This is a genomic window from Bacillus sp. EKM501B (assembly GCF_011800505.1).
Classification (GTDB): domain Bacteria; phylum Bacillota; class Bacilli; order Bacillales; family Bacillaceae_G; genus Bacillus_A; species Bacillus_A cereus.
Map to the genome: position 1 here is coordinate 301,814 of NZ_JAALFZ010000001.1, position 14,824 is coordinate 316,637.

Sequence of the window (14,824 nt, forward strand, 5' to 3'; positions counted from 1 at the left end):
TTCTCGAATATCATATCATCATTTTGTAACTTATGGAATTTTTAAGGGAATTTTAAGGTTTTCTTTCGCAAAAAATTAAGAATCAAATGATATGATAAAAGTAACATAGGGGAGGAGATGAGTGTGAACCCGTTTCAAGTGATGCGAGCTAGATATTTTTTAATTGTATTTGCACTATTAATTTTAATAGCGAGAAGTAGTGGCGATTTGCTAACAAGTATATTTCATATACAAAATTCTTCTTTTATAAATATCCTTATATTCTATATCCTTCCGATGGTATGGATTTCTTATGAGTATAGAAAGCACCACATTTCATTTTCATTATTTGTTAATAAAAATGAAACATTTAACTTGGTACAAGTTTTATACATTACGGTTATGTTATGCATGTTTAGTTACGGGTATCTTATTTTGTATATGTATAGTTTTGCATGGATTACACCGGACTTTATTATGAACGCCCTGCATGAACCAATTGTAGATAGTACTGGGGGATATGTATCTCAAGTCATTAGGGTCGTATTCATCGCACCAATTATCGGGGAATTTGTTTTTCGCGGATTTTTACTTCAACGTTTTGCAACAAAATGGGGAACGAGCATAGCGACCATCGTTGTAGCAATATTGTTTGCGTTGTTACATGTTGATTTCCTCGGTGCAGCCATATTCAGCATCGTATTGTCAATCGTATATATTCGTACGAAAAGTTTACTCATGCCAATTGCAATACATATGTTAAACAATGCATTTGTAATAGGTGCGTCTTTTCTAATAAGTAGAGAAAAAATTATTAGTTTTGCCGATTTCTCAAATTATACGACATTCTTTCCTGGACTTATTATTTTTATAACAGGATTAAACTTAGTACTTATCTTTTTATTTGTTAATCGCAAGTATTGGAGTAAAGAAGTGCCGGTTATATATGCAGAGCAGGAAAAGAGCTTTTCAGATGTAGTCGGGAGTAAATAAGATGAAGAAGACGGTTGAAAAAATATTAAAAGACATTATACATTCTACGTCTATTACAGATATGTGTGATAAAAGCGTTTGGCATTGGCTTCAACCTGTAGTAGATACGATTGTGTTTCCAGAGTATTACTTATTTTCTAGTACTCATTTAAAAGAAAATATTATTTCTCTTCTTATTGTGTTCGGGGTTTTACTAATATTTGGTCTAATTGTAGAAGAAATGATGAAGCGCATCTTCAAAAAGAATGAAGAGAAGTATATGTGGATTCATAAAGTATTCGAGAAAGTAATGGTGGCTTTCCTTTTGTTTTATGGTATAAAAACAATCATTTACTTTATAGCTTTGAAACATCATTAATTCGAAATTTGAAAGGGATGTATAAAATTATATGAATGAAACGATATCATCAAATAAGTTTTTTTATTTGATTTTACTTAGTCTAGTGTTAATAACGACAGTGAATGTTATTTTGCGCTGGGAGGAAGCTTATTTTTTCATGTATTTAGCGCTCCATTTGCTAGGGATTTTATGTATAAGTGGTGGAGTCGTTACTGAAAAAAAGAATGAAGAAAGCGTTAACTATATGTGTGTGATCGGTCTTGTTTTACTTTTAGCCGTACAGGGTATTATGAAATATAGTTCTTTCTCTTTACAAGATTTTAGTTTATTAATAGATGTACTTCCTTAAAGAGGCTTTTTATTTTATCTAAAAAGGAAGTAGGGTACGTGTTGGTTTGTAAGTGTACGGATTGTGAACCGAAGAAAGTGTGTAAAGATAGGTAAAACTCTTCTTATGTAGAAGAGTTTTTTTATGTAAATAAAAAGATCCAGAGCAATTCACATAATAAGCTTGTTCTAATTTAGCGTGTACGAACTTACAATAATAATAGACAGGCAGCATAGAGGAGGGAATAGCGTGAAGAAGGTTATCGGTTGGTCGCTTTTTTTGTACGTTGGATTTGCGTTACTTATATATTGGTATTTATTTGGATGGAATCATGAACTTATTCCGGACATGTATAAGGGAACGAGTGCAGATCCAGAAACGTTTATGAGTACGAGAGAGCTTACGCTAAGCCAAGATTATTCGCGCGTGAAAAATTTACTATACTTTTTAGCGACGCCTCTTGAATGGATTATTTTATTATTTGTACTTGTGCTAGGTATTTCAAGAAAGTTTGAGAAATGGTCGAAGGAAACGACTAAAATAAGTGTTTTGCAAGTTGCGATTTATTTCTTTTATTTATCATTACTGACAACAGTGCTTGCCTTACCGATGCAATGGATTGGCCGGAAAGTGTCCGTTGATTACGGCATTTCAACACAAAGTACACAAAGCTGGATAAAAGATCATGTTATCGGTTTTTGGGAAAGTTATGCGACTATGTTAATCGTAGTTACCGTTCTATTATGGCTTATCCGTAAATTTCCGAAGAGATGGTGGCTCGCAGGATGGGCGCTCTCTGTTCCATTTACAATCTTTTTAACATTCATACAGCCTGTCGTTATTGATCCACTGTATAACGACTTCTCGACGCTGAAAAATAAAGAATTAGAAACGAAAATTTTAGCGATAGCAGACAAAGCGGACATTCCTGCTAAACACGTATATGAAGTAAATATGTCAGAAAAAACGAATGCATTAAATGCTTACGTAACAGGAATTGGCCCTAACGCCCGTATTGTAATGTGGGATACAACACTTAAGCAGTTAAAAGATAAAGAGATTTTATTTATAATGGCCCATGAAATGGGGCATTATGTTATGAAACATATATATTTTGGCGTTGCAAGTTATGTATTGCTATCGTTTATAGGTATGTTTTTAATTAGTCGTATTATAAATATGTGTATTCGCAAATGGGGAGATACATTGCAAATTTCAAAAGTGGCATGTTTCTCCATTTTACCTTTATTTTTCTTAATTTCTTCTGTCCTCTCTTTTGCAGCACAACCAGCAACAAACTACGTTTCACGTATAGAAGAAAGAGCGGCAGATCAATATGCTTTAAATATGACGAAGGATGGGAAATCTGGTGTGAAAACTTTTCAATATTTATCAAAAACAAGTTTAAGCCAAGTAAATCCGCCTGCGTTAGTAAAATTTTTCTTATACACGCACCCACCAATTTTTGAAAGAATTCATACGTTTGAACAATATGAGAAACAAAGCAAAAAGGAGTAGCATGATAGCTACTTCTTTTTTTATAGAGATATAAGTTTCATATTGGGAATATTTATCATTGCTTTTTATTACGATTTTGTAAATAATAAGCTATAAAATTCTAAAAATCTATATATAAAGGAATAAAGGTGGAAAAATGTATTTTTTACAAAATTTAAAAGTGAAATATAAATTATTAGCGCTTATTTCATTAGCAGTTTTAGGTATGGTAATTATGAGCAGTGTAGCAATTAATTCTATTAATAAGATTAAGCACGATACAGAGGTTGTAGTAGATGATTATCAATATTCTGCAATTTTATTAGAAGGAATGCTTCGTACACAAAATTCATTAGAATATAACTTACTAGAATTAATTACGGCATCACAAAATGAAGTGGCAAATAAAGAGGGGATAATTGATAATATTGAAAAGGATCTTAAAAAATATGATTCTTTATTAAAAGAATATGATGATGGTTTTAATTTAAGTAAGCAAGAGGATGAACTATTTCAGAAGATGAAGAAATCTTTGCCAAGTTATAAAGATACATATAAAAAATTATTTGAAAAGGCGAAGGCAACAAATGAGCCACAAATGGTAAATGAATTTCAGAAGGAATTAAAACCGAAGGGAATAGAGTTAGCTGGTTATGCAGTGGATCTAGAATCGTATGTTTCAAATTTAGCTGACCAAGTATTTAAAGATTCTCAAAAAATGATTGATCGTTCCGTTATTACCTTTATCATTCTTGTAGTAGTTACTACAATCGTTATATGTATAGTAAGTTATATTATTAGCAAGCTCATAGTTGCTCCTTTACAAACGGTTAGTCGTATGATGGAAAGAGCGAAAGAAGGAGATTTAACCGTACATGGTGATTATACTGCTAAGGATGAATTAGGTGTATTAGTAAGTAATTTTAACGAGATGATTGCAGGGCTAAGAACAAATATGCAAGAAGTAGAGAATAATATTCAGCTTTTATTCCAACATGCAGACGGAGTAGTATCTGCATCAGAAGTATCTAGTAGTGCAGCGAAGAAAATCACTATGGATATTGAAGAAGTTGCAAATGGTGCAGAGAGTCAAATGCAAGCAATGGAACAAACTGCGGGTGCGATGGAAGAGTTGACGCAAGGAATGCAGAGTATAGTCAATACATCATCCTCTGTAAATGAATTATCTGCTCAATCAGCATTAGATGCAGAGAGTGGTAACAAATTAATGAAACAAATGATTCAACAGATGGATACAATCCAAAATTCGGTACATAGCGGTGTGAAACAAGTAGAGACTATGAAAGAACAATCAGAAGAAATTGTTAAAATCATTGATGTTATGCAAGGTATTACCTCCCAGATTAACTTATTAGCATTAAACGCCGCAATTGAGGCTGCACGTGCTGGTGAAAGTGGTAGAGGATTTGCAATTGTGGCAGATGAAGTGCGGAAATTAGCAGAACAATCTAGTGATTCTGCAAAACAAATTGAGAATCTTATTACTCAAGTTATGGGAACAACGAACCATACGGTACATATGATGGGGAAAGTAGATAATGAGGTACAGGCAGGTACACAAGTAGTAATGCATACAGAAAAAGTATTTGGAACAATTACAGAAAAAGTACAGCAAGTATCTGAGCAAATTCAAACGGTATCTATGTCTACAGATGAAATTGCAGCGAGTAGTGAGGAAATCTCGGCTTCTGCAGAAGACATGGCTCAAATTTCCCAAAGATCATCTGACCGAACTGATAGGGTAAAAGAGTCTATTCAACAGCAAGAAAAATCTGTTCAAGAGATTTCGGTTTCAATTGAACATATGCATAACGCAGCAGGAAAATTAAAACAAATAGTTGCCCAATTTACTCTTCAAAAGTAGTAGCATATTTGAGTGTTAATAAATATAAAAAAATCATCCTCTTTTAAGAAAAAAGGATGATTTTTTTATCCCGTTATTTGCTGGGCAGTAAGACCCCCACCTCAAAATTCAGCGAAAGCGAGTTATCAGTGAAGGGGGATGCTACCTCTGAAATATAAACCATGAATATAGTAATCTCCATTAGGCATCTCCTTTAGGTGCCAATAAAGGGAAGTTATAAAGTGAAAAGGAGTTTATAAAGAGATTGTAGAATGTTTTAGTATATAACACCTTAGATGTGACAACTTCCTTTTTGAAAAAGAAAGAAGGGGGTATAAAGCAGAAAGGTAGTGGGAATATTTCTTCTAGAAGATTTGCATTTTATCTTACATTCACAAAAAAAATAGTACTCCTGAAACAATGAAGTTCATTTTATTTGAATGAAATAGGGAGAGAGGATAATGAAGAAAAAAATATTGGGTGTAATGATGATTGCGACAATGGCAGGAGGTATATTTGCAGGGGCGAATGTGACACCTGTAAAAGCGGAAGAGTATCCACAAATGATTGTGTTTGAAGATGTTCCATACGGATTTTGGGCATATGATGCTATTATGGATTTAGCGTATCATAAAATTATATTAGGGTATGGAAACGGGAAGTATGGTGTTGGCGATCTTATAACACGTGAACAAGTAGCTGGGACTATTTACAGAACACTTGAGATAAAAGAAGAAGGGCCAGTAGCGAATCCATATAAAGATGTTTCTGATAGTACAACCACTTTTAAAAAGGAAATTTTAGCGTTAACAAAACGTGGTGTTTTTACAGGGGATGGCCAAGGGGATTTTAGGCCGAAAGCACCAATCTCTAGAGCGGAAATGGCTGTCATTTTAAAACGAGCATTTAATTTTGAAACGAAACAAAAACATACATTTAAAGATATTCCAAAAGGTCACTGGGCAGAAGATGCAATTAGTGCGTTACAATCTAATAATGTTGTGAGAGGAACTGGGAATGGCATGTATGAATTAAATCGCCCTGTACCTAGAGAACAATATGCTCAGTTTATTAATAATGCGATTATTAATTATCATTTGAAAGAGGATTGGAAGTAGAGTGAAATATGAAAGCACAAATAGAAAAATTTGTGCTTTTTTGTTTGTTTAAAAAAGAATTATTATTCGTATTTATGTATTTTTATGGTTATAAACAAGCTTTATAATCAACCCGATGAAAAAGACATGATGTGTAATATGATTCACAAAACCGTCACGAAATGTGTCGGAAAATATATTGTCACTATACCATTTATTCTGTATATTTTTAAAAAAACATATACATATTGGGGAGATAATTTGATGAGCAAAAAATTATTAAAAACAGCTACAGCATTAACAATTATGGGTGGGGTGTTATTCTCAGCAGAGAGTAATAGTGTAAAAGCGGAAAGTGCACCGTTGCAAAAAGCAAATACAATTGTATTTAAAGATGTACCAAAAGGACATTGGGCATATGAGGCAATTCATGAATTAGCGGAACAAGAAATAATTTTGGGATATGGCGATGGAATATTCGGTTTTGGGGATAATGTAACACGTGAGCAAGTTGCAGCTTTAATTTACCGTGTGTTTGATATGGAAGAACAAGATGAATATGAAAACCCATATGGAGATATCGATGAAAATTCAACAAGCTTTATCGAGGAGATATTGGCTCTAACGGAAATCGGAATTTTCCAGGGAGACGAGAATGGAAACTTTAGACCGAAGGCGACGTTAACGCGTGCGGAAATGGCACAAGTTCTTACGAATGCTTTTGACCTACAGGCAAAGGGATCTCATAACTTTAATGATGTTTCAGCAAATTCATGGGCAACGAATGCAATTAGTGCAGTACAAACAAATGGTATTACAATGGGAATCGGAGAAGGTAAATTCGGTCCGTCTATGAAGGTAACGAGAGAACAATACGCACAGTTTTTACATAGAGCAATATTGCATGATATGGAACAAGGGCAGTAATAAAGTTTAACTAGTCAAAGTGAAATTCAAAAATAATACAAAAAGGTCGTTGTTGTATAACAGCGGCCTTTTTTGTATGAAATAAAGCGCGAAAGAATGGCGTTTTGAAAAAAAACGAAATGAATTTTCAAAAAAAACTTCCTTTTCTGAAGATTTGTTATATAATATAAAACATGAAATCAAATCTGTTATAAAACAGTTTAAGAAGGGGATGCTAATATGTCGACGCAAACTTCACGGGTTACACTCGTTGGAGAAATGTTACCAGCGTACAGCGAAATATTGACACCTGAGGTGCTTAGTTTTTTGAAGGAACTACATGAGAATTTTAATGAGCGCCGCATAGAACTTTTACAAAAACGTGTAGAAAAACAAAAGAGAATTGATGCAGGGGAGTTTCCGAAGTTTCTAGAAGAAACAAAACACATACGTGAAGCGGATTGGACAATTGCCAAGCTGCCAAAAGACTTAGAGGATCGCCGTGTAGAGATTACTGGACCGGTAGATAGAAAGATGGTCATTAACGCTTTAAATTCAGGAGCGCATCTTTTTATGGCGGATTTTGAAGATTCGAATTCACCAACTTGGGAAAATGCAGTGGAAGGCCAAATCAATTTACGAGATGCAGTAAAGGGAACGATTTCACATGAAAATGATAAAGGGAAAGAATATAGATTAAATGAGAAAACAGCTGTACTCATTGTACGTCCAAGAGGATGGCATTTAGAGGAAAAGCATATGCAAGTTGATGGGAAAAATATGTCGGGTAGCTTAGTAGACTTCGGCTTGTACTTTTTCCATAATGCGAAAGCTCTTTTAGCAAAAGGGAGCGGCCCATACTTTTACTTACCGAAAATGGAAAGTTATTTAGAAGCGAGATTATGGAATGATGTATTCGTATTTGCTCAAAAATATATCGGCATTCCAAATGGAACGATTAAAGCAACTGTGTTACTGGAAACGATTCACGCTTCGTTTGAAATGGATGAAATTTTGTATGAGCTAAAAGATCATTCTGCTGGCTTAAACTGCGGAAGATGGGATTATATTTTTAGCTTTTTAAAGAGTTTCCGTAATCATAATAAATTCTTACTACCAGATAGAGCACAAGTCACGATGACGGCGCCATTTATGCGTTCGTATTCTTTGAAAGTAATTCAAACATGTCACCGCCGTAATGCACCAGCAATTGGAGGAATGGCGGCACAAATTCCGATTAAAAATAATCCAGAAGCAAATGAAGCAGCTTTTGAAAAAGTGCGTGCTGATAAGGAACGCGAAGCTTTAGACGGTCATGACGGGACTTGGGTTGCCCACCCTGGACTTGTACCGGTTGCAATGGAAGTGTTTAATCACATTATGAAAACACCAAATCAAATTTTTAGAAGACGTGAAGAAATATGTGTAACAGAAAACGATTTACTAGAGGTACCGGTGGGAACGATTACAGAAGAGGGCCTTCGCATGAATATTAGCGTAGGTATTCAATATATTGCATCTTGGTTAAGCGGACGGGGAGCAGCACCCATTTATAACTTAATGGAAGATGCGGCAACAGCTGAAATTTCAAGAGCACAAGTATGGCAATGGATTCGTCATGAAGGTGGAAAACTAAATGATGGTCGTAATATTACGCTTGAATTAATGGAAGAATTAAAAGAAGAAGAATTAGCAAAAATAGAAAGAGAGATTGGTAAGGAAGCCTTTAAGAAAGGGAGATTCCAAGAGGCGACAACGTTGTTTACAAATCTCGTTCGAAATGATGAATTCGTACCATTTTTAACATTACCGGGTTATGAAATTTTATAAAAAATGAAAAGGGGATGGAACAAATGAAAAACGAAAGAATCGAGAAGTTACAAGAAAGCTGGGAATTAGATGAGCGTTGGAAAGGGATCACACGTCCATATTCGGCAGAAGATGTAATTCGCCTGCGCGGGTCAATTGATATTGAACATACGTTAGCGCGTCGTGGTGCTGAGAAGCTTTGGACATCGCTTCATACAGAAGACTATATTAACGCACTTGGCGCATTAACAGGAAACCAAGCGATGCAACAAGTAAAAGCTGGGTTAAAAGCGATTTACTTAAGTGGTTGGCAAGTAGCAGCTGATGCAAACCTTTCTGGGCATATGTATCCAGACCAAAGTTTATATCCAGCGAACAGCGTACCTGCTGTAGTAAAACGAATTAATCAAACGCTTCAACGTGCGGATCAAATTCAGCATATGGAAGGAAGCGATGATACAGACTATTTCGTACCGATTGTAGCAGATGCAGAAGCTGGATTTGGTGGGCAATTAAATGTATTCGAACTGATGAAAGGTATGATTGAAGCAGGTGCATCAGGCGTGCATTTTGAAGATCAATTATCTTCAGAGAAAAAATGTGGCCATTTAGGCGGAAAAGTACTACTACCAACGCAAACAGCAGTACGCAATTTAATTTCTGCACGCCTTGCAGCAGATGTAATGGGAGTGCCGACAATTATCGTTGCAAGAACAGATGCGGATGCAGCTGATTTAATTACGAGCGATATTGATCCTGTTGATAAAGCATTTATTACAGGAGAAAGAACACCAGAAGGATTTTACCGTACGAATGCAGGTCTTGATCAAGCAATTGCGCGCGGTTTAGCGTATGCACCGTACGCAGACCTCGTTTGGTGTGAAACGTCAGAACCAAATTTAGAAGATGCAAAACGATTTGCGGACGCAATTCATAAGGAGCATCCAGGGAAGCTACTTGCATATAACTGCTCACCTTCATTCAACTGGAAACAAAAACTAGATGAAAAAACAATTGCAAGCTTCCAAAAGGAAATCGCATCTTACGGTTACAAGTTCCAATTCGTAACACTTGCTGGATTCCATTCATTAAATTACGGTATGTTTGAACTAGCACGTGGCTATAAAGAGCGCGGCATGGCAGCATACTCTGAACTACAACAAGCAGAATTCGCAGCTGAAAAACATGGCTACTCTGCAACACGTCATCAACGCGAAGTAGGAACAGGTTACTTTGATGAAGTGGCACAAGTGATTACAGGCGGAACTTCATCAACGACAGCGTTAAAAGGATCTACGGAAGAAGCACAGTTTACGAAATAAAAGGAAGGGGCACCTTTTTGAAAGGTGCCCCTTGTTATTTTCTAAACGATTCGAAAAGAGAGATTGAGTTGTCGGCAAAAAACGATACTAACTTTTCTTTATTACTAAATCAACTCCACTCAGCCCTATGATCACGAATAAACTTCATATCTTTCTCATAATGCTCTAGATGTCCTTCATCGATCATTCTTTGGAAATTCAAGTCGCCTTCTTGAGCTTTTCGTTTCATATATGTACATAACCCTTCTAATCGAAGCAACACCATTCCTAAGTAATCTTCATCCATATTTTTATCATAGGACTGAACGAACAAATTCACTCTCTCTTTAATACGATCTGCATGTTGCGATGAGTCATAATGAACGGCTTCACCGGATTCAGTATAATACACTCTACTTAAAGGCACACAAGTATAGAGTGTATAAGCGATATCCCATAGTCTTGGACCAGGAGCAGCAACATCGAAATCAATAATCCCTACTGGCTTCTTATTATTAAAAATAATGTTATATATGGCAAAATCATTGTGACATAAAACCTCAATGTTATTTGGAGTATGATCCATCGGTTTCCAATCAGCTAATAACGGAAAATCACTTACAGCATCATGGTAAAGGCGGAGCATCTTTGCTATTTCTTTTAATACATCATTAGATCGCATATATTCTTTTAAAGGATAATTGCCAGCTTCTCCTTCAATAAAGGATAAAATCTCTCTATCCTTTTCATCTACACCTAAAAACTTTGGAGCATAATGAAATCCTTTGTTTTCTAAATGTTGCAATAGCTTATGAATCTTTTCACTGTCTGGCTTTAACTCTCGCCGAACAGTATTTTCAGAACGATATACGCTTGAGACGTTTCCCCCTGTTAGCCTTTCTTCTTTAGCGTAGTTTGACATGTGAAAATTCCCCCTGTGATTAAAAAATCCAATTCCAAATAGTGAATAGACCAACAACGGCAGAAAAGAGAAGGGAAGCAAGCAATGCTAGACAGCCAAAAGGAACTAGCTTATCTTTCCATGTTTCTTTATACTCATAAATTAACTCCTCTGCTACTTTCTTCTGCACTGAAGATAAAGGTTGATCTTTATACAAACCTTTTATATGGTTAGAATCGCCTTTAAACTTTAAAGCACGTGCAATATGATGAGGACTATTTCCCATTGATTTTTCAAATAATAAACATGATTCATGCATAATACCTGTTTTATGCTCTTCTAGATACCAGTAACGTCCAGCCATTTCTGGATATTGTAATTTATAATAAATATCTCCGAGTTGTTTTCGAAGATGTAATTCATTTGGGTATGTAAAGATGAGGCCATGCAATCTATCTCTTGCTTTTCCAAGATTATTATTTTCAATATCCTCTTCAATTCTTTTTAATGTTTTTTTAGGAATTTTATTGGTCATAAACTCCTCCTTATTTAGAATAGAGATAATTATATTTTATAAGAAATACTAAAAATTAGAAATTCTATTTTCGAAAAAGATTGTACATTTTATTTTAATGTGCTATGATGATGTCAGTTGAATAGTTAAATTAAGCAATCCATATGTTATCAAGTGCTGAAAACGAACGAGAAAAAGTATGTGAGAACTAGTTTATGTTTCGTATTTGATAATGTGTGGATTCTTTTTTTAGACAGGAAGACTAAAAAATTTAAAATTTGTATTTTCTTAGGAGGAAATAATTATGGCAGTAACAGGACAAGTAAAATGGTTTAACAACGAAAAAGGTTTCGGTTTCATCGAAGTTCCAGGCGAAAACGACGTATTCGTACACTTCTCAGCAATCGAAACTGACGGTTTCAAATCTTTAGAAGAAGGTCAAAAAGTTAGCTTCGAAATCGAAGACGGTAACCGTGGACCTCAAGCTAAAAACGTAATCAAACTATAATTTTATAGTTGATGATGGAAAAAAGGATGGCTAATGCCATCCTTTTTTTGTTGTGGAGAAAGTTTTTTTAGAGCCTGTTTTTATATCTAAATCTCTTTTTCGATGTTACAACTGGTAAAAAATTATCTAGAATGCGTATTAGTTTCTGTAGAAGAATTAGTTCAGCAAGAGCATTTGCTGCGTATGATAGTAAATAACTATAAATTTGTATTCTCTGTTGAAATGGGGAAATCTTTTCCAGATAGACCTTGAGTAACATCTTTTTTGTTAGCGTTGTTGTTGGAATTTTGTACGTTTTGAGATGATGTTTCTAACAGTTGTTCTTGTTCCTTACTAGGGGTATTCAGAGCATCTGAGGGAATGCTATTAACCTGCTGATTTAATGGATTTTCTTTATCCATAGTATACAACTCCTTTTTAGAATTCGATAAAAAGCAATGTAATTATAAATAGCTACTTATATATATTGTGTTTTTGAATGACATTATATACAAAACTTATATTACAAAGTTAACTAATTAACGAATTGTTAGTGATGGATAAAGATGTGCAAATTTGAATTTTTTAATAAAAATTAAAAGCGGATAACAAGTACAAATACTCTTTCTCATGTTTTATATAAGGATCATATTACAAATCAAAAAAGATGTAGAGAACCTTGGAAGAAAATATAGTCGTTTTTTAGGGGGAAGAAGAATAAATAAAATGATACTACGAATGTAAAAAGGCATTCCATAAAGGAAGGCCTTTTATTGTTCTTGCCCTGATTTTTTCTTCTCACGTTTTTTACATTCTGGACATTTTGATTTACGAAACGGTTTGGCAAAGAATAGCAGAATGAAAAATAAACCGAATATAATACTAGCTGAGTTTTTCACGATAATGACGCTACTATTTTTCATTTGAATCGATGGTTGAATCTCTTTTTCTTCCATAGTGGCCCTCCATATATTGGATTTACATTTTAATTATAGCAAAGTTAGTTGTTGTAATGATGTGAAATGAGGAATGGATAATAAATATTTATAGGTAGTATAAATGCTGTTTTTATAACTTTAAAATTAATTAATTTCTATATTGTGATTTTATTGTTTAACAAATGTTTGATAAATGATAAAAAATTGTAAAAAAGCGGAACTTGTAAGCTATTTCCTTTTCATAGATGCTAAAATTATATATGCAGCTGCTAATATAAATGGAAAAAAGGAGATAATGGAGTATGGAAAGTAAAGTGGAACGCTATGTCGAAAATTATGTTGTAACGAAAAATACGATGGCCTTACTTCCTGTTATTCTAAGTGAAAAGAAAATTGTTACGCGAGTCGTTGAAATGAATGATTCTTTTTTCGTATTTCAAAAACCTCTAGATATTATAGAAAGAAGTTGCCGCAAGCATGGCTCTAGTTTCTTAGGCAGAAAAGAAGGAACGAAAGAGTTAACTCATATTACACATAAAGCACCGATTGCGATTAGTCCAGCAGATCAACTTTATTTTTTCCCTACCTATTCTTACTCTAGAAAAGAGTGCGCTTGGTTGTCTCATTTTTATATTGAAAGTAATAAAGAATTAGAAGATGGAAATCTTATTATTAGATTTATAAATGGCTTTGCTGTGAAATTAGAAATATCAAAAACTAGTTTTGAAAATCAACAAAATCGTACAGCGAAATTACGTACTGAATATGAAGATCGTAGGAAAAAACAAGGGAATCCTTGTTTTAAAGAGGTCGATAAAAAAGAGGAATCAACATTAAGACCCGCTTATGAGAAGGTGTATTTTGTGAAGGAAGGCGAAGTGTGAAAGGATGGGGGAATCCCCATTCTTTTTTTGTTTGTCAGTCAGTCTTTGTAGATCAGGCGATATATTAGAAAAAACGAGTTGTAATTGATATATTTAGAAAATCACCAGTATAATTTCATTTACCGATAAAAACCGAAAAACAATCTAAATAACAAAATGAACGACACGTCCTGTCGAATATTGATAGATTATCATAGCTAAATAATGAAGGAATTCTTATGAAAGATATGGAAACTTTAATAAATACATCTCCGTATGTCGTATCTACCATTTCCTCTTTCATATAAGCAATGATACAGTAGGGATAGTATTTAGAGTAAAGGGGTAAAGTGTAGAATGGATTTTCAGACAATCAAAGAGTATTTTTCACCAGAAAATATGGATCATATTGTTGAGAGTTATAAAGCGTTCGGACCACTTCTTGGTATTGGTTTACCGATGATAGAGGCGTTGATTCCAGCATTACCGCTTATTGTATTTGTACTGGCGAATGCTGTTGCATTTGGCTTTTGGCTCGGTTTTCTTTATTCATGGCTTGGATCAGTAATGGGTGCATTACTTGTCTTTTTCATCATCCGCCATTTTGGTCGCAGTCGTTTCTTTTCGTTTGTAAATAAGCATGAGAGAGTACGAAAAGCAATGGGGTGGATTGAAAGGAAAGGATTCGCACCGATTTTTGTTATATTTTGTTTTCCGTTTACACCGTCAGCGCTAATAAATGTTGTCGCTGGTTTATCCCGAATTAGTGTAAAACAGTTTGGTCTAGCGTTAGCATTCGGAAAACTTGTGATGATTTTTATTTTAACGTATATCGGTCATGATTTAATGTCATTTATTCATAATCCAGTGAAATCAGTTATTGTAGCGATTGGTATTTTTATTTTATGGTATGTCGGTAAGAAAATCGAAGTAAAGTTAGAACTACATTAAGAATAGTCTTCTTTGTAAAGGAAAGCTTCAGTATTAAAGGATAAGGGGAGAAGCAG

General features: G+C 34.5%; 16 protein-coding genes and 1 pseudogene. 13 read left to right on the forward strand and 4 right to left on the reverse strand.

The window, feature by feature from the left end; all coding sequences use genetic code 11:
• Window positions 1-123 precede the first annotated feature (123 nt).
• The 10 genes and pseudogenes from HFD78_RS01590 (at window position 124) to aceA (ending at window position 10,135) form a co-directional block, all read left to right on the forward strand.
• Window positions 124-972 carry a CPBP family intramembrane glutamic endopeptidase gene (locus HFD78_RS01590; protein WP_001067984.1) on the forward strand — a complete coding sequence of 283 codons (849 nt, stop codon included), beginning with the start codon at window positions 124-126 and terminating at the stop codon, window positions 970-972.
• Between the two features lies 1 nt (window position 973).
• Window positions 974-1,330 carry a hypothetical protein gene (locus HFD78_RS01595; protein WP_000754346.1) on the forward strand — a complete coding sequence of 119 codons (357 nt, stop codon included), beginning with the start codon at window positions 974-976 and terminating at the stop codon, window positions 1,328-1,330.
• Window positions 1,331-1,361: 31 nt separating this feature from the next.
• A complete protein-coding gene (locus HFD78_RS01600; protein WP_001006050.1) occupies window positions 1,362-1,661 on the forward strand; it encodes a DUF2101 family protein in 300 nt (99 codons plus the stop codon).
• Between the two features lie 228 nt (window positions 1,662-1,889).
• A complete protein-coding gene (locus HFD78_RS01605) occupies window positions 1,890-3,158 on the forward strand; it encodes a M48 family metallopeptidase (RefSeq protein ID WP_000755729.1) in 1,269 nt (422 codons plus the stop codon).
• A gap of 136 nt (window positions 3,159-3,294) precedes the next feature.
• Window positions 3,295-4,074: pseudogene (locus HFD78_RS30045) on the forward strand (MCP four helix bundle domain-containing protein); the annotation flags it as partial.
• 156 nt (window positions 4,075-4,230) lie between these two features.
• Window positions 4,231-5,022 carry a methyl-accepting chemotaxis protein gene (locus tag HFD78_RS30050; protein ID WP_404978265.1) on the forward strand — a complete coding sequence of 264 codons (792 nt, stop codon included), beginning with the start codon at window positions 4,231-4,233 and terminating at the stop codon, window positions 5,020-5,022.
• Window positions 5,023-5,462: 440 nt separating this feature from the next.
• Window positions 5,463-6,119 (forward strand): S-layer homology domain-containing protein, encoded by a 657-nt coding sequence (locus tag HFD78_RS01615; RefSeq protein ID WP_000727094.1) that lies wholly within the window; start codon window positions 5,463-5,465, stop codon window positions 6,117-6,119.
• A 138-nt stretch (window positions 6,120-6,257) separates the two neighbouring features.
• Complete coding sequence (locus tag HFD78_RS01620; protein ID WP_114159535.1) at window positions 6,258-7,025, forward strand: S-layer homology domain-containing protein; 768 nt, start codon at window positions 6,258-6,260, stop codon at window positions 7,023-7,025.
• Between the two features lie 219 nt (window positions 7,026-7,244).
• Window positions 7,245-8,834, forward strand: coding sequence for a malate synthase A (aceB, locus tag HFD78_RS01625; protein ID WP_000107349.1), 1,590 nt, complete (start codon window positions 7,245-7,247; stop codon window positions 8,832-8,834).
• 23 nt (window positions 8,835-8,857) lie between these two features.
• Window positions 8,858-10,135, forward strand: a complete 1,278-nt coding sequence (aceA, locus tag HFD78_RS01630) for an isocitrate lyase (RefSeq protein WP_000787346.1) — start codon at window positions 8,858-8,860, stop codon at window positions 10,133-10,135.
• A gap of 109 nt (window positions 10,136-10,244) precedes the next feature.
• Here aceA and HFD78_RS01635 read toward each other — a convergent pair whose 3' ends face one another.
• Both HFD78_RS01635 and HFD78_RS01640 read right to left on the reverse strand, forming a co-directional pair.
• A complete protein-coding gene (locus tag HFD78_RS01635; RefSeq protein ID WP_000073788.1) occupies window positions 10,245-11,036 on the reverse strand; it encodes a phosphotransferase in 792 nt (263 codons plus the stop codon).
• A gap of 19 nt (window positions 11,037-11,055) precedes the next feature.
• The gene (locus HFD78_RS01640; protein ID WP_000182386.1) at window positions 11,056-11,550 is read right to left on the reverse strand and encodes a DUF6584 family protein; all 495 of its coding nucleotides are present in this window, start codon (window positions 11,548-11,550) and stop codon (window positions 11,056-11,058) included.
• Window positions 11,551-11,833: 283 nt separating this feature from the next.
• Between HFD78_RS01640 and cspA the strand changes: the two genes are divergently transcribed.
• Entirely contained in the window at window positions 11,834-12,037 is a 204-nt protein-coding gene (gene cspA, locus HFD78_RS01645) for an RNA chaperone/antiterminator CspA (RefSeq protein WP_000301518.1), read from the forward strand.
• Between the two features lie 197 nt (window positions 12,038-12,234).
• Here cspA and HFD78_RS01650 read toward each other — a convergent pair whose 3' ends face one another.
• Window positions 12,235-12,438 (reverse strand): hypothetical protein, encoded by a 204-nt coding sequence (locus HFD78_RS01650; RefSeq protein ID WP_000356922.1) that lies wholly within the window; start codon window positions 12,436-12,438, stop codon window positions 12,235-12,237.
• A 348-nt stretch (window positions 12,439-12,786) separates the two neighbouring features.
• On the reverse strand, window positions 12,787-12,972 hold the full coding sequence (locus tag HFD78_RS01655) for a hypothetical protein (protein ID WP_000391373.1): 186 nt from the start codon (window positions 12,970-12,972) through the stop codon (window positions 12,787-12,789).
• Between the two features lie 284 nt (window positions 12,973-13,256).
• Here HFD78_RS01655 and HFD78_RS01660 point away from each other — a divergent pair, with 284 nt between their 5' ends.
• Complete coding sequence (locus HFD78_RS01660) at window positions 13,257-13,838, forward strand: competence protein ComK (protein ID WP_000444439.1); 582 nt, start codon at window positions 13,257-13,259, stop codon at window positions 13,836-13,838.
• A 336-nt stretch (window positions 13,839-14,174) separates the two neighbouring features.
• Window positions 14,175-14,768: a TVP38/TMEM64 family protein gene (locus tag HFD78_RS01665; protein WP_000347517.1), complete on the forward strand. Its 594-nt coding sequence runs from the start codon at window positions 14,175-14,177 to the stop codon at window positions 14,766-14,768.
• The last annotated feature ends 56 nt before the right edge of the window (window positions 14,769-14,824 follow it).